Annotated in this window: 21 protein-coding genes and 1 pseudogene; 11 read left to right on the top strand and 11 right to left on the bottom strand. The window is 61.6% G+C overall.

Annotated features, from left to right (window positions below):
• The first annotated feature begins 4 nt into the window (after positions 1 to 4).
• From ABIN98_RS21640 to ABIN98_RS21615, 6 genes and pseudogenes are all read left to right on the top strand, one after another.
• Positions 5 to 1555, top strand: coding sequence for an amidase (locus ABIN98_RS21640; protein WP_346913037.1), 1551 nt, complete (start codon positions 5 to 7; stop codon positions 1553 to 1555).
• 14 nt (positions 1556 to 1569) lie between these two features.
• Positions 1570 to 2115 (top strand): annotated as a pseudogene (locus tag ABIN98_RS21635) (TRAP transporter large permease subunit); the annotation flags it as partial.
• A gap of 91 nt (positions 2116 to 2206) precedes the next feature.
• On the top strand, positions 2207 to 2854 hold the full coding sequence (locus tag ABIN98_RS21630; protein ID WP_346913035.1) for a TRAP transporter large permease subunit: 648 nt from the start codon (positions 2207 to 2209) through the stop codon (positions 2852 to 2854).
• 21 nt (positions 2855 to 2875) lie between these two features.
• Entirely contained in the window at positions 2876 to 3475 is a 600-nt protein-coding gene (locus tag ABIN98_RS21625; protein WP_346913033.1) for a TRAP transporter substrate-binding protein DctP, read from the top strand.
• Positions 3468 to 3851, top strand: coding sequence for a hypothetical protein (locus ABIN98_RS21620; protein ID WP_346913031.1), 384 nt, complete (start codon positions 3468 to 3470; stop codon positions 3849 to 3851). Before ABIN98_RS21625 ends, ABIN98_RS21620 begins: the two co-directional genes overlap by 8 nt.
• A 58-nt stretch (positions 3852 to 3909) precedes the next feature.
• On the top strand, positions 3910 to 4422 hold the full coding sequence (locus ABIN98_RS21615; protein WP_346913029.1) for a TRAP transporter small permease subunit: 513 nt from the start codon (positions 3910 to 3912) through the stop codon (positions 4420 to 4422).
• A gap of 28 nt (positions 4423 to 4450) precedes the next feature.
• Here the strand turns inward: ABIN98_RS21615 and ABIN98_RS21610 are convergent, their stop codons facing one another.
• From ABIN98_RS21610 to ABIN98_RS21585, 6 genes are all read right to left on the bottom strand, one after another.
• Positions 4451 to 6082: an ABC transporter ATP-binding protein gene (locus tag ABIN98_RS21610; protein ID WP_346913027.1), complete on the bottom strand. Its 1632-nt coding sequence runs from the start codon at positions 6080 to 6082 to the stop codon at positions 4451 to 4453.
• Entirely contained in the window at positions 6079 to 6951 is an 873-nt protein-coding gene (locus ABIN98_RS21605; protein WP_346913025.1) for a metallophosphoesterase, read from the bottom strand. The genes ABIN98_RS21610 and ABIN98_RS21605 overlap by 4 nt, the downstream gene beginning before the upstream one ends.
• An 85-nt stretch (positions 6952 to 7036) precedes the next feature.
• A complete protein-coding gene (locus ABIN98_RS21600; protein WP_346913023.1) occupies positions 7037 to 8587 on the bottom strand; it encodes an ABC transporter substrate-binding protein in 1551 nt (516 codons plus the stop codon).
• 64 nt (positions 8588 to 8651) lie between these two features.
• Positions 8652 to 9566: an ABC transporter permease gene (locus ABIN98_RS21595; RefSeq protein WP_346913021.1), complete on the bottom strand. Its 915-nt coding sequence runs from the start codon at positions 9564 to 9566 to the stop codon at positions 8652 to 8654.
• A 3-nt stretch (positions 9567 to 9569) separates the two neighbouring features.
• Positions 9570 to 10496, bottom strand: coding sequence for an ABC transporter permease (locus tag ABIN98_RS21590; RefSeq protein WP_346913018.1), 927 nt, complete (start codon positions 10494 to 10496; stop codon positions 9570 to 9572).
• Positions 10490 to 11278 carry an HAD family hydrolase gene (locus ABIN98_RS21585; RefSeq protein ID WP_346913016.1) on the bottom strand — a complete coding sequence of 263 codons (789 nt, stop codon included), beginning with the start codon at positions 11276 to 11278 and terminating at the stop codon, positions 10490 to 10492. The genes ABIN98_RS21590 and ABIN98_RS21585 overlap by 7 nt, the downstream gene beginning before the upstream one ends.
• A 233-nt stretch (positions 11279 to 11511) precedes the next feature.
• Between ABIN98_RS21585 and ABIN98_RS21580 the strand changes: the two genes are divergently transcribed.
• The 5 genes from ABIN98_RS21580 to ABIN98_RS21560 all read left to right on the top strand — a co-directional run bounded on the left by ABIN98_RS21580 (position 11512) and on the right by ABIN98_RS21560 (position 14042).
• Positions 11512 to 12405 carry a LysR family transcriptional regulator gene (locus ABIN98_RS21580; protein ID WP_346913014.1) on the top strand — a complete coding sequence of 298 codons (894 nt, stop codon included), beginning with the start codon at positions 11512 to 11514 and terminating at the stop codon, positions 12403 to 12405.
• Positions 12406 to 12550: 145 nt separating this feature from the next.
• A complete protein-coding gene (locus ABIN98_RS21575; RefSeq protein WP_346913012.1) occupies positions 12551 to 12874 on the top strand; it encodes a type II toxin-antitoxin system RelE/ParE family toxin in 324 nt (107 codons plus the stop codon).
• Positions 12875 to 12876: 2 nt separating this feature from the next.
• Positions 12877 to 13203, top strand: coding sequence for a transcriptional regulator (locus ABIN98_RS21570; protein ID WP_346913010.1), 327 nt, complete (start codon positions 12877 to 12879; stop codon positions 13201 to 13203).
• A gap of 17 nt (positions 13204 to 13220) precedes the next feature.
• Positions 13221 to 13571 (top strand): DUF2513 domain-containing protein, encoded by a 351-nt coding sequence (locus ABIN98_RS21565; protein ID WP_346913008.1) that lies wholly within the window; start codon positions 13221 to 13223, stop codon positions 13569 to 13571.
• A gap of 15 nt (positions 13572 to 13586) precedes the next feature.
• Entirely contained in the window at positions 13587 to 14042 is a 456-nt protein-coding gene (locus tag ABIN98_RS21560) for a hypothetical protein (protein ID WP_346913006.1), read from the top strand.
• 1185 nt (positions 14043 to 15227) lie between these two features.
• On the opposite strand, the gene ABIN98_RS21555 is transcribed toward ABIN98_RS21560, so the two are convergent.
• The 5 genes from ABIN98_RS21555 to argE form a co-directional block, all read right to left on the bottom strand.
• Positions 15228 to 16166, bottom strand: a complete 939-nt coding sequence (locus ABIN98_RS21555) for a LysR family transcriptional regulator (protein ID WP_346913004.1) — start codon at positions 16164 to 16166, stop codon at positions 15228 to 15230.
• 65 nt (positions 16167 to 16231) lie between these two features.
• Positions 16232 to 16906, bottom strand: coding sequence for a DUF1028 domain-containing protein (locus ABIN98_RS21550; RefSeq protein WP_346913002.1), 675 nt, complete (start codon positions 16904 to 16906; stop codon positions 16232 to 16234).
• A 15-nt stretch (positions 16907 to 16921) separates the two neighbouring features.
• A complete protein-coding gene (locus tag ABIN98_RS21545) occupies positions 16922 to 17338 on the bottom strand; it encodes a RidA family protein (RefSeq protein WP_346913000.1) in 417 nt (138 codons plus the stop codon).
• 14 nt (positions 17339 to 17352) lie between these two features.
• Positions 17353 to 18624: an NAD(P)/FAD-dependent oxidoreductase gene (locus ABIN98_RS21540; RefSeq protein ID WP_346912998.1), complete on the bottom strand. Its 1272-nt coding sequence runs from the start codon at positions 18622 to 18624 to the stop codon at positions 17353 to 17355.
• Between the two features lie 97 nt (positions 18625 to 18721).
• The gene (argE, locus tag ABIN98_RS21535; RefSeq protein WP_346912996.1) at positions 18722 to 19873 is read right to left on the bottom strand and encodes an acetylornithine deacetylase; all 1152 of its coding nucleotides are present in this window, start codon (positions 19871 to 19873) and stop codon (positions 18722 to 18724) included.
• Between the last annotated feature and the right edge of the window lie 141 nt (positions 19874 to 20014).

Below are 20014 nucleotides of genomic sequence, written 5' to 3'. Positions count from 1 at the left end.
CGAGATGAGTGGTGGCACCACCGCACACCCGCCAGGGTCCCTGGTGGAACGATCCGCGTGCGACATTCTGAAGGCATTCGCCGACGGAACTGTTACGCCCAGCGACTACCTGTCGGCCTGTCTCGAACAGATCTCCAGATATAATGGCGCAATCAATGCGCTGACCGCCTTTGACACGGAACGGGCCATCGTCGAAGCCACCCAATCGACGAAGCGGTGGCGGCAGGGATGCCCGAAAGGTCCCCTGGACGGTTTGCCGATCGGCGTGAAGGACCTCCAGGATACCGAAGGGCTGTTGACCACATATGGCAGTCCGAGGATGCGGTCGTATGTGCCGGTCCGGGATATGCCGATGATCGCAAAGCTGCGGGCAGCCGGCGCCATCGTCCTTGCAAAAACCAATGTTCCCGAACTCGGTGCCGGCGGAAACTCCCGTAATCCCGTGTGGGGCGTGACGGGCAATCCATTCGATCCCCGCCTGATCGCCGGCGGGTCTTCCGGCGGATCGGCCGCGGCGCTGGCGGCCGACCTCGTGCCGCTTTGCACCGGGTCCGACACCGGCGGTTCGCAGCGCCTGCCGGCCGCGCTTTGCGGCATTGTCGGGTACCGCCCGTCCGTGGACGTAGTTGCCCATCCGACCCGTCCGCTTGGGTGGTCGGGCATTTCGGTCATCGGCCCGCTCGCACGGAATATGGACGATCTCGTTCTGATGCTGCGCACCGTCCAGGGCTATGACCCGCGCGATCCGTTGTCCTCGCCGCGCCCGGCTTCTCGCTTCGACTCCTTGCCGGACCTCCGACTGGAGAATTTGCGCGTTGGCGTAAGCGAAGATTTCGGCGGTGCGCCGGTGGATCCTGCGATCCGTAGCACCTTCCTCAAACGGGTCGAAACACTCGCTCCCCATGTCAAAACCTGCCGGCCGGTCGACCTCGATCTGGGGGATATGGACCGGGCCTTCGACATCCTGCGCGCCGAAAGCTTCGTGGCCGCCTACGGCAAGGCTGTGAGGGAGACGCCCGAGGATTTTGCCGAACACGTGCGCGGCAATGTCGAGATGGGCTTCGGCATGACGCTTGAAGATCGCGCCTGGGCTCATCTGGAGCAGACGCGAATCCTGCGGAATTTCCACGAACGCATGGATGACTTCGACATCGTCCTGCTGCCGACCGTACCCGTGTCGCCGTTCCCCTGGGAAGATCTGTATCCGAGCGCGATCGACGGGCAGAAAATGGACACCTATTACCGCTGGCTGGCGCTGACCTATCGCGGGTCATTGCCGGGCGGTCCGTCGATTACCATTCCCGCCGGCCTTGATCCCCATGGAATGCCGTTCGGCATCCAGATCCTGGGCCGGCTTCACGGAGATGAAAATCTGCTGGCGGCAGCAAGAGCAGTCGAAGCGCTCTTCGCCCAGAACCGCGAAACGGAACGTCCACGGCCGGATCTGGTCAAACTGGCCGGCTCTCACGTGGATTTGCGCGCAATGGTAACCCATCCGCCCGTTGGCGCCCATGCCGTCCAGCGGCCGGCGGCGGCGATCCGGACCGCGGTCTGAGGGAGGGCGGCACCATGTGGCTGATACCTCTGGTTTTCATTGTCCTTTTAATCAGCGGAACCGCGTTCGCCTACCTGATGGGAGCCGTGTCGGTTCTGTCGTTCATCGCCGTGGGCAAAGCGCAGTTTCTTTCCATTCTGCCGCAGCGGATTTTCGCCCAGCTCGACGTCTTCGCCTTTATGGCGATGCCGCTTTTCATCCTGACGGCCGAGATCATGGGCCGCGCCGGGGTGACCCGCAGCCTGATCGATTTCTCGCTGTCCGTCGTCGGACGTTTCCGGGGCGGACTGGGTCACGTGAACATCCTGACCAGCGTCTTTTTCGCAGGTATTTCCGGCTCGGCGATCGCCGACAGTGCGGCCTTGTCGCGGACATTCGTTCCAGAAATGCGCGCGCGCGGTTATGACGGCTATTACGCGGGCGCGATCACCGCGGCGTCTTCGATGATCGGTCCGATCATCCCGCCTTCGATCATCATGATTATCTACGGCGGCCTGACCGGGGCCTCGGTGGCAGCCCTGTTCGCCGCCGGAATCATTCCCGGCCTGCTGCTCGCGGCCGCGTTGATGGCGCTCAACAGCGGCATTGCGGTGGTCAGGAACCATCCGGGCGGCGCTTCGGATAACCTGCCCCCGCTTCTGGCCGAGTCTTGTGAAGGCCGCCCCCGCCCTGGGTCTTCCGGTCGTCATCCTGGGGTCTCTCGTTTTCGGTCTTGCAACACCGACCGAGGGATCGGCCCTGGCGGTCCTGTTCGCCTTGCTGGCCGGGCAGTTCTACACCGGGCTGAGCTGGAAGATGCTGTTCGATGCGGTCGAGGCAACGGCGCGGCTCACGGGTACGATCTTCATCATCCTGGCGGCGATCTCCGTGCTCGGTTATCTCGCCGGGCAGATGGGCTGGTCGCAGGCTCTGGCGGACTGGGTCGGGGGCATCGGCCTGACCGGGACCCGCTATCTCTTCTTTCTGGTCGCGATTTTCCTGATCGCCGGCATGTTCATGGACACACCGGTCGCCCTGAGCCTGCTGATACCGCTTTTCGTGCCCCAGGCGATCGAACAGGGGATCAACCCTGTCCACCTGGGCATCGTGTTGTGTTTCAACCTGTGTGTCGGCCTCATCACCCCGCCGCTCGGCAAATGCCTCGTCGTCGTTTCGGCGCTGACATCCCTCAATTACTGGCGTCTCGCCTACGCGACGCTGCCCTTCATCGCCGTTCAGGCGCTGCTCCTGCTGGCCCTGGCCTATTGGCCCGGGATCAGCCTCACGCTGCCGCACCTGCTCGGCTTCGCAGTCAACTGATGTTTCAATGGGAGGAAAATCATGAAACTCAAGGCGCTTACCCTGATAGCACTGATGGCCATGGCCGCTCCGGCATCGGCCGAGGTCAAGATCGCCCTCGACAGCAAACCGGATCTTGAAACCTCAGGATCCTACAATTGGGCGCATGCCTTCGGTGAGGTTCTCAGGGAAGCCGGCATGGATGTCCGCGAGATGCCGCGCGGATCCGTGGGAAACGAGTCCGAGAAATTCGACCAGCTCTCGACCGGCTTGCTGGAAGTCTCGCTATCGGATGTGCGCGCCGTCGCCCAGGTGGACCCGTTCATCTACGGTGTGCGCCTGCCCTATATCTTCGATGACATGGCGCACATGGACCGGGCCCTTGAAAAAGGGAAGGTCTTCGACCGGATAAACGAGGCCATCTCAAAGCAGGATGTCAAACTTCTGGCACTGGTTCCGCTCGGCCCATCTTCCGGTATCATCACGACGACCGCCGTCGTGCGCAAACCGGCGGATATGGCGGACTTGAGGATGCGTGCGCTGGATGACGCGCAGATCGCCATGTACAAGGCCTGGGGTTCCAGCGGCACGGTCGTTCCCTGGGGCGAGGTTCCCGCGGGCCTCCAGAACAGGCGTGATTGACGGCTATCTCAATTCGCCCTTCGTCCCGATCATGTTCGGCCAGACCGATTTCGTGAAGAACTTCTCCGATGCCGGCGTGATCATCCCGCTGCGTGCCGTGATCGTTTCCAAGCTCTGGTACGATGGCCTGTCGGATGCCGACCGGACGACGGTCGATGCGGCTGTGAAAAAGGCAAACATGGCCACCCGTGAATGGCTCGACGAGGCTGCGGTATCGTCCCTGACGGCTCTTGAAGCCAAGGGTGTGACCGTCCAGCGTCTGAGCAAGGACGAGCGGGCTGCCTTCCGCGATTTGTCCAAGGCCGTCTACAATTCCGGACTGATGCCCGAAGACGATGTCCAGGTCTGGTCGGAATTGTCGGACAGCACGCGCTGAATATGGACCGGGCGGGCTGCGCAAGCGGCTCGCCTCACCAGCCTGACGGAAACGCGACATGCGCCAAATTGTAATCTGTGTCAGCAACGGCATTCACCAGGCCGTTCGCCGTCTTGCGGTCCTGGCCGTCTGCGGAATGTTTGTCACCGTCATGGTTCAGGTCGTGGCGCGCTACGTCTTTTCAAGTCCGCCGACCTGGACCGAGGATGTCGCCCGCTACATGATGGTCTGGACCGGATTGCTGGGGGCAACCCTGTCCTTCAAGACCCGTTCGGACGCGATCCTCATGGAGAGTGTCTTCCCCCGGCGGCCGCATCTTCTCGGCCTGCTGGCGGAAGCCATACAGACAGCGGCGATACTGACCTTCACCCTGCCGGTGATCTATTATTGTTTTGTCGGATTGCGCGGCGGATTTGCCAAAGGCTATCTCGCCCGTCAGGCCGGACTGACGGCAGACACGCTCGGAATCCAGATGGTCTGGATCGCGGCCATCGTTCCGGCCGCGATGATCATCATCCTGCTTCACCTGGCCGCCCGCTGGGCGGAAGGGGATGCCAAAGCCGGGAATTAGACCGGCCTTCGCCGTGGCAAAGCCCGCTTTATTGCAGGGTTCTGAGTGATGCCGGGGTCGCGCTGGGCACGGCGGCCAGGAGCCGCTGGGTGTAGGCGTGTTCCGGGGCCGATAGCAGCCGGTCCGTCGGGCCGGTTTCGACGATCTCGCCCCGGTACATAACCGCGATGCGGTGGCTGACACGTTCCACCACGGCGATGTCGTGGGAAATGAACAGGAAGGACACGCCTTCGCGGGCCTGCAAGTCGAGCATCAGGTCGGTCACCTGCCGGGCAATCGACACGTCGAGGGCGGAGACCGCCTCGTCGGCGATGATCAGCTTCGGCGACACGGAGAGCGCCCGGGCGATGCACAGCCTCTGCCGCTGGCCGCCGGAAAACTGGTGCGGAAACCGGAAGATCGCGTCCCGTTCCAGACCGACCCGTTCGACGAGTTGCGCAGCCAGGTCCTTCTGCTCCTTCGTGGAAATCAGACCGTGGATCCGGGCCGGTTCGGTGATGAGTTCATGGACGGCAAGACGCGGGTTGAGGCTCGCGAACGGGTCCTGAAACACGATCTGCACGTCTTTACGCGTTTCCCGCAGGGTGTCCTTCGACACACCGGTCATCGGCTTGCCGTTCAGAAGGACGGTGCCTTCTTCCGGTTCGATCAGGCGCAGGATCGAGCGGGCGAGCGTGGACTTGCCACAGCCGGATTCGCCGACGAGCCCCAGCGTCTCGCCACGCGCCACCTGCAGGGACACCTGGTTGACGGCCGTGACCTTGTCGGACTTCCCGGAGAACAGCCCGGACTTGGACGAAAACCGGGTCGACAACCGATCCACCTGAAGCACGATCTCGCTTCCCGGTTTTGCGGCCTGGCTGCCTTCTCCCAGTTTCGGCGTCGCCGCCATGAGTTGCCTGGAATAGGCGGCCTTGGGGGCCTGGAACAGGTCGGCGACCGCCGCCTCTTCCTGCTTGATGCCGTTTTTCAGCACCACGACCCGGTCGGCGATTTCCGCCACCACGCCCATGTCGTGGGTGATGAACAGGACCCCCATGCCGATTTCGGCTTGAAGCGAGCGGATCAGGTCGAGGATTTCCGCCTGGGTCGTCACGTCGAGCGCCGTCGTCGGCTCATCCGCGATCAGAAGTTGCGGCCGGCAGGCGAGCGCCATGGCGATCATCACCCGCTGGCGCAGGCCGCCGGAAAGTTCGTGCGGGAATTGCTTCAGGCGCCGGGCCGGTTCGGGAATCCGCACCTCGTCCAGGGCCTCCACCGAGGCGGCTAGCGCCTCGCGCATGGACATGTTGCGGTGGCGGATGAACACCTCCGCAAGCTGGTTGCCCACGGTCAGCACCGGATTGAGCGAGGTCATCGGCTCCTGGAACACCATGGAGATCCGGTTGCCGCGGACATTGCTCAGCGCCGCATCGGGCAGCGCCGTCAGGTCGGTGACGTCCTCCCCGTCGCGCAGGCGAATGCTGCCGCCGGCGATCCGTCCGCCTTCCCGCTCGATCAGGCGCAGGATCGAAAGCGCCGTCGCCGATTTCCCAGACCCGGATTCACCGACGAGCGCCAGCGTTTCCTTGGGGCGGATCGCAAACGACAGCCCCTTGACCGCCTCATGGCTGCCGAAGGCGATGCGCAGGTCCTGAACTTCGACGACGGGATCGGTCATTTAAGTTGACCTCTGCGGCGCGCTGCAAATTCCGGATGGCTGTCGAAGCTGGGAAGCGGCGGCGTCCAGCGGGCCAGGCCCGGCTTGAACGAAAAGGCGATCGGGTCGTCGCCATGAACCTGCCAGTTCACCGTGTCGCCGAGTTCCAGCATGCCATAGGCACCGGCCGGTTCGCCGTTGGTGGTGAAGCTTTCCGTCAGAGACTGCTGGGTCAGGTGGGTGATGCCGTCGACCGTGGTGATCGTGTTCCAGTGCACGTGGCCGGCAATGCAGGTGACCGGCACCCGCGCCTGGGCAAGGGCCGCGCGGGCCCGTTCCGCCATCGGGTAGGTCGACGAGTCCGGGTTGCGTTCGAAGTAGTAGTTGCCTGTCTGGGCATGGCCGGAAATCGGTACATGGCTCATGACCAGAAGCGGCCGGTCGGCGGTCTGGGCGACCCGGGACAGCCAGACCAGGTCGGTCTCGCGCAGGATGAAACCGGAATGTTCCGGCGAGCGCATGATCTTAGCATCTGCGCGCCACAGCACGATCCGCCAGCCGCCGATATCGAACGTGCTGTTTTCCAGCGACTGGCCGAGGATTTCCTCGTTGTCGGAGACTTCGAGATAGTCCCGGTCGTGGTTGCCGTTGATGTGATGGATGGGGCTCGTGATCGGCTTGAACGCCTCGGCGACTTCGCGTTCGAGCCGAAGATCCGTGTCCCGGTCCATGTCGGAAATCCGGTCGCCGAGATCGACGACGAAATCCGGCTTTGCGTCGTTGGTAAAGCGCACGAACTCCTCCATCAGCCCAAGCGCCGTATCGCCGCGCTTGGTGGTGGTCGGAGTGCCATGATGAATGTCGGAAACGATGCAGATGCGGACGGACACGGGGGATGCCTTTGTTTATGTTTTCGGGAAGGAGGCACCGCCGGCCGGAACCGGCGGTGCTGAGAGCGTCAGGTGAGGGCTGATCTCAGTTGAAGGAGATCGAGCCGGCGCGGAAGTCGAGCACGTAAGGAATGTGACCCGGCTTCGGCGCCCAGTTGACGTTGGTCTTCATCGCCCAGCTTTCGTAAGGACGGTAGAGCGGCAGAACCGGCGGATCCTGCTTGATGCGTTCCATCAGCTCCGCATAGGCCGCACGGCGCAGTTCGACGTCGCCGGAGAAGCGGAATTTCTCCCAGGTCTTGGCGTAGTCTTCGTCGGTGTTGAACCGGCCTTCGGATTCAGACGGACCGTTCGGGGCCCACATCACGCCGAAGCAGCCGAACGGATCGGCGAAATACATCGGGTTGGACCAGTTGCGCACCATCAGGTCCGGGGAATTGCCGGTCCACTTGTCGCCGACGTTCACCTTGCCCTTGATGCCGACTTCCGCCCACATCTCCATGATCGCCTGAGCGGCGAGCAGGCCGTTGGTGTAGTAGCTCGGAGCGGTGTCGAAGGTGATCTCGGTGCCGTCATAGCCGGCTTCCTTCAGGAGTTCCTTCGCCTTTTCCGGGTTGTATTCGAAGGTCGTCAGCTCCGGCTGGTAAAGCTGGCCGAATTCCTTCAGCGTGTGGGTCGACGGCACCACGGCCTTGCCGAGCCACAGGGCTTCGTTGAGGGCGTCGCGGTCGATGGACAGCGACAGCGCCTGGCGGATGCGCGGATCCTTCAGCACCGGATGGTTCTGATTCATGATCATGACGTGGAACAGGGCGGTCGCGCTGCCTTCGGCCTTCATGTCCGGATCGTTTTCGATCAGGGACAGCTGGTCCGGGGCGATGTTGGTGATGATGTCGGCTTCGCCGGTCTTCAGAGCGGTGATGCGTGAAGCGGTTTCCGGCATATGCTTGACGGTGACCTTGTCGAGCGGCGCCTTTTCACCCCAGAAGTCGTCGAACTTTTCCCAGACGACCCGTTCGCCCGGAACGAAGTCTGCGACCTTGTACGGGCCCGTGCCGACCGGCTTCAGGGAAAAGGCTTCGTAGTCGTCGTCTTCGGCGACCTTCGGATCGCCGGCGAGCGCCTTGGTGTACTCTTCCGGGATGATCATGACCTGCTGCAGGTTCAGGAGCGTTTCCCACAGCGGCTCGGCACGCTTGGCATAGATGCGGACGGTGTAGTCGTCCACCTTTTCCGCCTTTTCGAAGTTGCCGAGACGGTCGCGGGCGCGCACCTGGTAGGGGGTGAAGGTCGCCTGGTACATGCGGTTCAGGGAGAACACCACGTCGTCGGCGGTCATGTCCTCGCCGTTGTGGAACTTCACGCCTTCGCGCAGTTTCAGTTCCATGATCGTCGGCTCGATCAGCTTCCATTCGGTCGCAAGTGCCGGAACCCATTCGGTGTCCGTGGTGTCGTGGTTCTTGTCGATCAGCGTGTCGAAGGCGTTGTAGTAGAACTGGGAGCCGACGTTGGAATGGTCGCGGCCCGGATCGAGGTAGCTGGAAACGTTGGCGGCGCCAACGGTAAGCTCTGCCGCGAATGCGCCCGATGCGAGCATCGAAGCGAGTGCGGTGGTTGCCAGAAGTTTCTTCATCATAAGCCTCCAGGGCTTCAAGGGGTTGCAGGCAGTGGCCGTTCCGGCTTCTGGTTTTTGGAAAGGGTCAGCGGCTGCGCAGGCGCACGTCGGCGTGGTCGCGGAGCCAGTCGCCGAGGATCTGCACGGCGAAGGTGAGGAGCAGGATCATCATCGCCGGGGCGACCACGATCCACGGGGCGGTCGGCAAGTAGTCGCGGCCGACGCCGACCATGGACCCGAGCGTCGCCGTCGGCGGCTGCACGCCGAGGCCGAGGAACGACAAGGTCGATTCCAGGATGACGATGTTGGAGAAGTTCAGGGTGAACTGGACCACCAGCGGCGACACCACATTGGGCAGGATGTGGCGCAGGGCGATGCGCAGCGGGGTGGCCCCGGCCGCCCGCGCCGCCTCGATGAACGGCATTCCGGTCAGCTTGCGCACCTCGCCGCGAACGATACGCGCGTGCTGCTCCCAGCCGTAGACGCCGAGCACCAGCACCATGATCTCCAGCGAGCTGCCGAAGATGGCCAGGATCAGAAGCGCGATCAGGGTGAAGGGAATGGCGATCTGGGCATCGACCGCGCCCATGACGACATCCTCGAACACGCCGCCGACAAGACCGGCGAGCAGGCCGAGCGTGCCGCCGATCAGCAGGCCGATGACGGCGCCGGCGAGAGCAAGGGCAAAAGTCAGGCGCAGGCCGTATATGCAGCGCGAGAGAACATCGCGACCGAGCTCATCCGTGCCCAGGAAAAACCCGGCCTTGTAGCGCTCGAAACCGAGCGGCGGGCGCAGGCGCGAAATCAGGCTCTGGTGGTTGGGGTCGAACGGGGAGATCAGCGGTGCCGCGAGCGTCAGCAGCACCAGGATCAGCCCGACGATCAGCGCGATCCTGAGAACCCAGTCCGCCTTGCACCACAGCGTGTAGCCGGGGATCCGGTGCAGCGACATGTAAGGTCTCCGGGAGGTCTGGGGCAGGGAAGAGGTGAGGTCGCTCATGGCTTATCCCTTTGCAAGACGGATGCGTGGATCGGCATAGGCGTAGGCGATGTCGACCGCCGCGTTGACGCAGATGACAGCGACGGCGACCATCAGCACGCCGAACTGGAGCACCGGGTAGTCCCGCATGATCGCGGAGCGCACCAGCAGGTCGCCGATCCCCGGCCAGGAGAAGATGGATTCGATGACCACACTGCCGGCCGCGATCCAGCCGGCAATCTGCAGGCCGACGACGGACAGGATCGTGATGGAGGCGTTCCGAAGCCCGTGTTTCAGGATCACGGTGCGTTCCGGCAGGCCCTTGGCCCGGGCCGTGCGCATGTAGTCCTGGCCGAGCACGTCCAGCATGGCGTTGCGGGTAAAGCGGGTCAGGGCCGCGACGAACATGCCCGACATGGCAAGCGTCGGCATGATGAAATGCAGCGCGGTGCCGTCGCCGACGACAGGCAGCCAGTTGAGCGTGTAGGCGAAGATCAGCACCAGCAGGGTGGCGATCACGAAGGGCGGCACCGCATAGCCCATGAAGGCGATGACCATGATGGCGCTGCCGACGAACCGGGTCCGGTAGACCGACGCCGCAATGCCGAGCGGGATGGAAAGCGCGAAGGTGAAGACCGCGGTGCTCAGCAGGAGCTTCAGCGACGGCCAGATCCGTTCGGCGGCGATCTCCGCGACCGGACGCCGCTCCAGGAACGACAGGCCGAATTCGCCGGTAAGGATCGAGGCGATGAATTTCCAGTACTGGGTCGCGATGGAGCCGTCGAGGCCGTAATAGGCGATCAGCAGCTGGCGGTCTTCCTGGGTGATGCCTTCGCCGATGACGAAATCGATCGGATTGCCCGACAGCCGGGTGGCGAAGAAGACCAGCGTGACGATGATGAACAGCGTGACGGCCATCTTCAGCAAGGTGCGCAGCACATAACTCAGCATGACAGCGCTCCCTGGCCGATGGAGACGGGGTCTTTGTGAAAGGCAGCGGACGGCGGCCGGGCCACGTGAATGAAGGCCAGACCGGCGCGGGCGGCGGCCTCGCCGTCGGTTGCCGGATTGTCGCCGACGAAGACGGAGGTCTCCGCCGTGGCGCCGGAGCGGCTCAGCGCCAGGTCGATCAGCGCCGGTTCCGGCTTGCCGACGGAACGCAGGACCACATCCGGCTTGCACAGGCGTACCGCGGCGGCCAGCGCCCCGGTCTCGGGAACCGGCAGGCCATCCGGATCCGGATGGGTGGCGTCCAGATTGGTGACGATGAGCTCGGCGCCGTGATGCAGCGCCTTCAGCAGCCGCTGCAGGTCGCCGATGGCGAACTTCGGATCGCGCGCGAGCAGCACCACGTCAGCCGCATGGTCGGACAGCCGAAGGCCAAGGCTCTGCGCGAGATCACGGATCGGGTCCTCCGCAAACACCTGAACCATGGCGCCCGGATACTCCCGGGCGATCCGGTTGACGGCGACTTCACCGGCAAGGCAGATCCGCTCTGCCGGGATGTCGAAGCCGATCAGGGCCAGACGGTCGGAAAGCGTTTCCCCGGTATCGGCGGAATTGTTGGAGACGATCCAGAGGCGGTTCGCCACGGCATCGGCGAACTCCAGCGCTCCGGAAAGCGGCCTCCCTCCGGCCACCAGGCAGCCGTCGAGGTCGCACAGGACGGCATCATAGCCGGCGACCATCTCCGGGGTGAGTTCCTTGACCTGCCTGTTTCTCAATTCCAGCATTTGTCCATCCGATTGGCCGCAATTGATCGTTCAGGCGCTCTGGCCGGCAGGGCAGCCTGGTACGGAATGCGGTCCGTTTTTGCGTCTAAAACCGGTCTGGCTTGGGACCCGGATCCGGTCTCGGGATGGATATGAAACTGTCGTCTAAGTGTGACGCCGCCGTAACAAAGAAAACCTATGGTATGGGCCAGCAAAACATTTGCATTGCCCCCAACAGGAATGGCTGACTTTTCATGTCGGTGACATTGTCTCGTATCCGCGCGATCAATGCGGTCGCGGCCGGCGGCTCCTATGCGGAAGGCGCCCGGGCACTCAAGGTTTCCCAACCGGCCGTGGCCCGTCACGTCAAGGAACTGGAGGCGGAATTCGGCGTCCGCCTGTTCGATCGCAAGAACGGCATTCTCTATCCCACGCCGCTCTGCAACGAGCTGTGCGATATCGCAGAACGGATGGCCGAAGCCGAGCGCGAGGCACGCCGCATCCTCTCCCGCCACAACACGCTGCTGAACGGGCGGCTGACCATAGGGCTCGGCAATTCCATGCCCGGCATGGCGCTCGTCGCCCAGTTCCTGAAACGGCATCCCAGCATCGAGATCGCGGTGGAGACCGGCTCCCACGAACAGATCACCAAGGCGGTGCTGCGGCGCGAAGTCGACGTTGCCGTCCTGCCCGACGTGCCCGCCGACGGCCGCTTCCGCCAGGCGCTGCTCGCGCGCCAGAACGTGGTCGCCATCGTCCATCCGGACAGCGCCCTGTCGCGGGAGGCTTCGGTCACCTGCGAACGGCTGATGGCCGAGCCGCTGATTTTCCGCACCCGCGGTTCGTCGACCCAGAGGGTGGTGGACCGCGCCTTCCGCGCCGCCGGGTTCGAGCCGGTCCCCTTCCTGACCCTCGACACCCGCGACGCGGTCTATGAAGCCGTGGTCAACGGCCTCGGTGTCGGCTTCCTGTGGCGCTTCGGCACCGGTCGGACCGACGTGGTCCACCGGGTGCCGGTCAGCGACATGCAGCGCGAATACGATGAAGTGGTCTTTTCCCTCGCCGACGAGCGCAGCGTCCTGCTCGACGCCTTCTTCGCCGCCGTCGAAGCCTTCCGCAAGGACGCGGACAGCATCCTGCAGCAGTAGAAATGGCCGAGCGGTCAGCGAGGCGTGGCAATTGCTCTAAGGCGATTTCACCGCCTGGTTTTCCATCGACGTACTGAATCCGGTACTCTGTCAGGAATGATTTCATTCTTGCTCGAGAAGTAACCTATATGTTACTAATTTACCAATGCAATTAGTCGAGTACCAAACCGGTGACGGCAAAAGCCCATTCGCGGAATGGTATAACAACCTCGACCCAAGAGCGGCCGCCAAAGTGACGGTTGCCATGGTGCGTATGGAGCAAGGCAACTTTTCCAATGCCAAGGGGGTCGGAAGCGGCGTCCAGGAGTTCCGCATCGACTTCGGACCGGGCTACCGGGTGTATTTCGGTAAAGATGGCGACCGTCTCGTTATCCTGCTTGCAGGCGGCACCAAGAAACGCCAGCAGAAAGACATCGAGGCAGCCCAGGCCCGTTGGCAGGATTACAAACAACGGAAGAAGAAGGGCTAGCGATGGCTGGACTGACACGTGAATTCAAGGGGACGGTAAAGGCACGCGCCGAACGTGACCAGGCGTTTCGTGCTGCCCTGCTCTCCGAGGCTGTAGACCTGCTGATTTCCGGCGACGTGGATACCGGCAAGGCCGTTCTGCGCGACTACATCAACGCAACAGTGGGTTTTGAGGAACTGGGCCAAGAAGTAGGCACCCCCTCAAAAAGCCTCATGCGGATGCTGAGCGAAAAGGGCAATCCAACTGCTTCAAAGCTGTTTGCGGTTATCAGCCAGTTGCAGAAGGCAACCGGGGTGCATCTGGCGGTGGGTACTGCACACCAAGCATAGATAGAAAACGCAAATTTATGAAACGGGATGATGATTATATACGGCAGATGCTCATAGAGCTTGAAGCGTCAAATGAGCTATATTTGATAGCTCCATTGACCATGGGAGCCAGCCCCGAAGAAACGAAACGATACCAGCATGCCGAGCTGTTATGTGATGCTGGTTTTTTTGAAGCTGTGAATGAAGGCGTCTATCGCATGACCAACCAAGGTCATGATTATCTAGAAGCTGTTCGCAACAATACAATTTGGGAAAAGACAAAAGTTGGGGCGTCGGTAATTGGCGGCGCTACCCTTAACATTATGAAAGACCTAGCTGTTGCCTATCTGAAGCAGGAGGCCAAAGCTAAACTGGGCCTAGATTTATAATGGTTATCAATAGACATGAGCGCTAGACGGAAACAGGTTTCAGATTCTTTATTGCGAGTTTTTCTCAGGCTTCTCCCGATTGTGCCGGGGTCAGAAATCTATGATTTGATAAGAAGGGCGGCAAGATCATCCGAAGATACTGAGAAGCAGATAAAAGAAGCAATGGACGCTCTTTATAATTCATCAGAATTGATTGGGCGGCTGGAAAGCACCCTCAAGGATAGAGAGGTGAAGCTAACAGCTCTCAAGGAAGAATATGAGCGCGTGTCACAGCTGGCTTCGCTGACCCGAGAACAAGGCGAGGCTATTGCTGGTTCACTAGAAAAAGTAATTGGTAAGTCACAAGGAAAAGAGAGGGTTATCGCCTTTATTACAAACATCAGCGCGGGCGTGTTGGTTTTTGTTTTGGGCGTATTCGCATCCGATTGGGTAAAGAGCCTCCCTTCACTCATCTCTGGTTTGTGGCAATAGGCGCTGTTCATCGCGGCTCTGACTTCTCTGAAAGCCGATAGTGCTCCTGCATCATCTTAATAACCCCAGTGGCCGAGGTTGCCCTGATTTCAAGGTCAGAGGTTTTATAGGTTGTGAGGGGTATCAGCCGCCCAGCGGCTAAGAGCACCCTGCCCTGCTCTACAATCGCTACCCACATCTCCATATCTCCAAGCCTTCTGCATCGAGAAAACTGATAGCAGGTGATGGTTAGCGTTATCACCCGCGCGGTGGCGTGGGTGAATCTGCCCCCCATCTGAAAGGTGTTAAGTGCGAAAGGCTGAAATTTGGCCAAGATTGGCTGAATCCTGCCACTACGAAAAATGCCGGAACAAAGCTTCAGGGAGGTAAGTGCTATTGTGCGCTTACTCCCCGACTTTTTGTCGCCAACCTAAGATGGTAACGATTTATTTATGATTAGAGCTTAAAAATTGCGAGAACAGCCAGAAAACCGTCTTTAAACGCACCCAGGAGGGCTTCTGATGAGCGAAAAAGTCCCGAGTGTCCAAAAAGTAGACACTCTGCTCAACTCACTTAAGCGGCACTTTCCGTCTATAAATTTCGTAGCAAAACAGAAATCTACGACAATGACAGCGAAAGGGTGGGGCATTCGCTTGAGCCGAACTCAAACAGAAACGACTGTTGCTCCACACTCCGGAGGAGATGATGAAGGGCGTTGAACTCAAGGGGTGGCGAAAGAAACACAACTACTCTAGTCAATCAGCTCTACAATTGGAGCTTGACCTTGGGTCGAGAGCTACAATTAGTGCATGGGAAAATAGTCAGGAAGAACTTCCCCGCACAATACAGCTCGCGCTCATGGCATTAGAAAAATGCCCTGAACTACGCAAGGTCGATGGACTGCGTTCGACGCCAGGGAGACAAATTTCGTCTAGAACTAACGTAAAAAAACAGGCCTATCCATTTAGTGAAATCGTAGAGAAGTGAGCCGCACCGCAGAAATCGGACAATCACGTAAGCTATAAGTTGTTGTCCACTGTTCCCATGATGAGAGCGTGTTGGTTTCTGCATCCCATAAGTCATAACTATTGCTGCACTAACCTGAGGCCACTTGCTCTGAAACCGAAGTTTGGAGGACAGCAGGTAGAGTTTTCCCGTTTCGATCACGATTACGCGCCAACTGCGCAGGCGATCCAAAACAATTTCTTATTTAGGCGCCGTGGCCGGGGCGACCATGCCGGGGACGTAGGCGCTGGAAATGAATGCGCGGGCGTGGGCCTTGAAGGCTTCCGCCAGCCGGGACGGGCGCAGGGATTTCAGGCTCGCCACCCCGAGGGTCATGGGCCGGTGGCTGCCGGAGATGCGGACACGGACGACCTTGCGCCCGTCGAGGGCGGCATCCGAGCGCGGCGTCACATTGGCGAGCGTGTAGCCGAAGCCGTTGGCGACCATGGTGCGGATCACGTCCGGATGGGCGAAACGGTAGCCGATGTTAGGCGTCAGGCCTTCGGCCATGAACAGCGCCTGGAAATATTCGCCCGAGAGCGGCAGGTCGAGGAACACCATCGGCAGCTCGGCAAGCTCCTCGAGGCTGGCCGAGGACCGCCGGGCGAGGGGATGGTTCTCGCCGAAGACCGCATGGACGGGAAGTTCCACCAGCGGCTGGAAGTCGATGTCTTCCGGGATCGACAGGTCGTAGGTCACCGCCACGTCGATTGCGGCACTCCTGAGCCCGTTCAGCATGGTCTCCTGATGATCCACATGGGGGCGGATGGTGGTGCCGGGAAAGGCGGAGGTGAAGGCAAGCGCCAGTTCCGGCAGGATCATCGGCGCCAGGGTGGTCAGGCAGCCGACGTTGAGCTGGCCGCGGATGTCGTCGCTTGCCTCTGTTGCGACGCTGTAAAGGGTTTCCGCCTGTTCCAGCAGTTGCTTGGCTTCCGCCAGCAGTGTCCGCCCGACCGGGGTCAGCGACAGCCCCTGGGCATGGTGGCGGATGAACAGCTGGACGTTGAGCTCTTTTTCAAGCTGGGAAATCGCCGTCGACACCGACGGCTGGGATATGCTGACCCGCTCCGCCGCCCGGGTGATGCTTCCGGTCTCGCCGGCGGCGATGAAATACTCAAGCTGTCGGAGCGTGAAACGCATGCTCTGGATCCTGTTTTCAGCAGACCCTAGAGCAAGCCGCATTCGGAGTGAATCACTTCAGCCGCTTATTCGTCGCCGGGCACGCCGTAGCTGGGAGCCGCGGTCGGATCGATGGCGCGGGTGACGTAGTCTTCAAGCTGCGGCTTGTAGAGATCCCAGAGGTTCGACAGCGCCCCGATCGGATCTTCCTCGACCCAGTCGACCCGGAGATCGGCCACCGGCCAGCTCACGTTGCGGACCATGTAGAGGCCGGCGGAATGAACCGGCCCGGCTTCGCCGCCCGCCGCAAGGCCGGCCTTCATGGCGGCGATCAGCCGGTCTCCGAGATCGCCTTTTGTTTCCGAGAAGTTTGCGACCATGGCCGACGGAACCGTGTCATTGGCAAGCAGATTGCCCGCCGCGGCGCAATAGGGTCCCTGCGCGGTCGCGTTGATGCCAAGGGTCTCATCGCCGGAAAAAGTCGCCGTCTGCCCGGTCCGGTCCAGGACAACCACCTGCCGCCAATCCTTGGTCGGATAATCGGAGAGCAGGATTTCCAGCGCCTTTGCGGCCGCTATACCGCTTTGCAGGAGGTCGAGCGCCTTCGGACCCAGGGACGGGTCGGTGATGTTCTGCGAGGCGACCACACCGGCCCCTGCGCGGGCATGGGAACAGCGCGCCGCCACGGCGGGCGAGGACGAGGAAATGGCAATCCCCATCATTCCGGATTTGGGGCAGCAGGCGGAAATCGAAAAGGTCATGAAAGAAGCCCTGGATTATGCATCGGGGATGACGGCGGTCACGTCGATTTCGACCAGCCATTCCGGGCGCGCCAAAGCCGAAACGACGATGCCGGTCGAGACCGGATAGACGCCCTTCAGCCACTTGCCCACCACCCGGTAGACGGCTTCCCGGTAGCGCGGATCGACGATGTAGATGACGATCTTGGTGATATGCGCCAGTTCGGAACCGGCCTCCTTCAGCAGCATGTCGATATTGGTCATGGCCTGTTCCGCCTGGGCGGTGACATCGCCGATGCCGACGTTTTCCGAGGTGTCGAGGTCCTGGCCGATCTGGCCGCGTGCGAACACCATGGTGCCGCGGGCGACCACGACCTGGCACAGATCGTTGTCGAGCTTCTGCTCCGGATAGGTGTCCTTGGTGTTGAAGCAACGGATGCGTTTATGGGTCATGGGCTTTCCGTCAGTCATGCGTCTTCCGTCTCCAACTGCGGGGAGTGGGTGTAGGTCATGTAGCCGCGCTGCTTTGCGATATGGTCGGCCACATATCCGGCGTCGTACCACACACCCCAGATGAAGGAGGACCCGCGCCGGGTCTGCCAGGGCAGGCCGAGGAAATAGACCCCCGGCTCCTGCGAGACGCCGCGCTTGTGGATCGGCCGGCCCTGATCGTCGAAGGTGTCGACCTGCAGCCAGTCGTAGTCGACGGAAAAGCCCGTCGCCCAGATGATGGTGGTGATCCCGGCCTCCGCCAGGTTCAGCTCAAGGATCGGGTTCGCCACACACTCCGGGTCGGGATCGATCTCGCGCGCCTCCGGTTCTTCCGGCAGATCCAGGCCGTTGCGTTCGATAAAGGCATCGGCCTCGTCCAGAACCGACAGGTAATTGGCATCCCCGCCTTCGATATTGGCCTTGAGATCGGGCGCAAAACGCAAGGAGCCGTCCTCGTAGGCTTCGGTCCGGCCGAGAAGCGTCATGCCCTTTGCCGCGAGACGGCGGAAATCGACCGTATGGCCGCCGTCGACGCCGCTGACGGCAATCGTCGTGTGCTCCACGCCCGGCGTGGCTTCCGCGTCCCACTTGTTCAGGACTCCCAGCCACCAGACGAAGTCGCGGCCGCGATAACTGCGCGGCGGGCGGTCGTGCGGGCCGACGGATAGATAGACCTGCTTGCCTGCCTCAAGCAACTCTGCCGCGATCTGTGCGCCCGAGGACCCTGCACCGACGACCAGCACCGCGCCTTCGGCCAACTGGCCGGGATTGCGGTAGGCGGCCGAATGCATCTGGGTGATCCCGGCATGCGCGGGAACCATATCCGGCATGACCGGGTGCTGGAAGGCGCCGGTGGCCGCGATCGCGTAATCGGCCTCGATCGGGCCGTCTGAGGTTTCGGCATGAAACCCGCGCCGGCCGGTGTTCCGCTTGACCTCGGTCACCTCCACGCCGCAGCGGATGGGCGCGGAAATCTGGTTCGCATAGGCAACGAAATAATCCGCGACATCTTCCTTCGCAACGAAGGCATCCGGATCGCAATCGGGAAATTCCATGTTCGGGAACCGGTCGTGCCAGGCAGGGCCGTTGGCAACCAGCGAATCCCAGCGTTCCGAGCGCCAGCGCTCGGCGATCCGGTGCCGTTCCAGGACGAGATGGGAGATGCCGCATCGGCTCAGGTGCTCGCTCATGGCAAGGCCTGCCTGACCGCCACCGACAACGAGCGCTTCCACTTTTTCAACCGTCATGTCCGAGCCCCGTCCTGGCATTCTGAAGAGCTTCGATGATGGCCGGAGTCGTTGATTAGGTAAATTCTTTCTTTTCTATATTTTGCTTCAGGAAAAGCTAAGTAGCGAGTTGATCGCTGACCCTTTGAAGCATGGCCCGGCAGGCTTCCATCTGGTCGCGGGTGACGAATTCGTCCGGCTTGTGACCCTGTTCCATGTTGCCCGGTCCGCATACCACCGCCGGCACGCCGAGCGTCGAGGTGAACAGGCCGCCTTCCGTTCCGAAGGCGACCTTGATCGCTCGGTTGGTCCGGGAAAGCGAAAGCGCGTTGGAAACCGCCGCGCCGCCGGAGGAGGTATCGAGGCCCGGGTATTCGTTGAAGATCTCGATGTCGATGCCCGCTTCGGGAAAACGTTCTTTGGCCCTAGCGGAAATCCGCCCGGCGGAGGCGAACAGCCGGTCCATGAGGACCTTCGGATCGTCGGAGGCGATATTACGGATCTCGAAGGACAAGGTGCAGTGATCGGGCACGATGTTCAGCGCCGTCCCGCCATGGATGATGCCCGCATGAACGGTGGTGTAGGGGATGTCGTAGTCATCGTCCCGGCTGCCGGTTTCCTCCAGTTCCCCCTGCAGGGCGCGGATGTCCTTCAGGAAGTCGGTGGCAAGGTGAATGGCGTTGAGCCCGGTCGGTGCCAGTGCCGAATGGGCGGCGACACCGCAACAGGTCGCATGGGCGCCGGTCTTGCCCTTGTGTCCGGCGGCCACCTGCATGGAGGTCGGTTCGCCCACCAGCACCCAGTCCGGTTTCAGCCCTGCCTTGGAAAGTTCCGCCAGCATCGGCCGCACGCCGACGCAGCCGATCTCCTCGTCATAGGAAAGCGCGATATGCAGCGGCCGCGACAGGGGATGGTTCTTTGCCGCAACCATCGCCTCCATGGCGCAGGCGACGAAGCCCTTCATGTCGGTCGTGCCCCGGCCGTAAAGTCGGCCGTCCGCCTCGCTCATGCGGAAAGGATCGCGGGTCCAGTCCTGACCGTCCACCGGCACCACGTCCGTATGGCCGGAGAGAACAATCCCGCCCGGGCCCTCCGGCCCGACGGTGGCGAACAGATTGGCCCGGTCGCCCGTCTCCGACGGGTAAAGCCGGCTTTGAATGCCGTTTGTCTCAAGGAAGTCCGCAACGTAGCGGATCAGGTCGATGTTGCCGTCCCGGCTGACCGAAGGAAAGGCAATCAGGCGGTCGAGGATGTCGAATGCGGTGCTCATGAACTCAATTTTCGACATTTCGAGCGATTTGACCAGTTTTCTCCGGCCCGAGGGAGAGAATGGACACGAAAAACAGTACCGCATTTTCTGAATAGCCGAATTTTCCGAGAGGCTTATACCCCCCTCTGTCTCCTGACGGAG

This window comes from uncultured Roseibium sp., assembly GCF_963675095.2.
Taxonomy (GTDB): Bacteria; Pseudomonadota; Alphaproteobacteria; order Rhizobiales; family Stappiaceae; genus Roseibium.
This window is presented reverse-complemented; position numbering and strand designations above follow the sequence as displayed.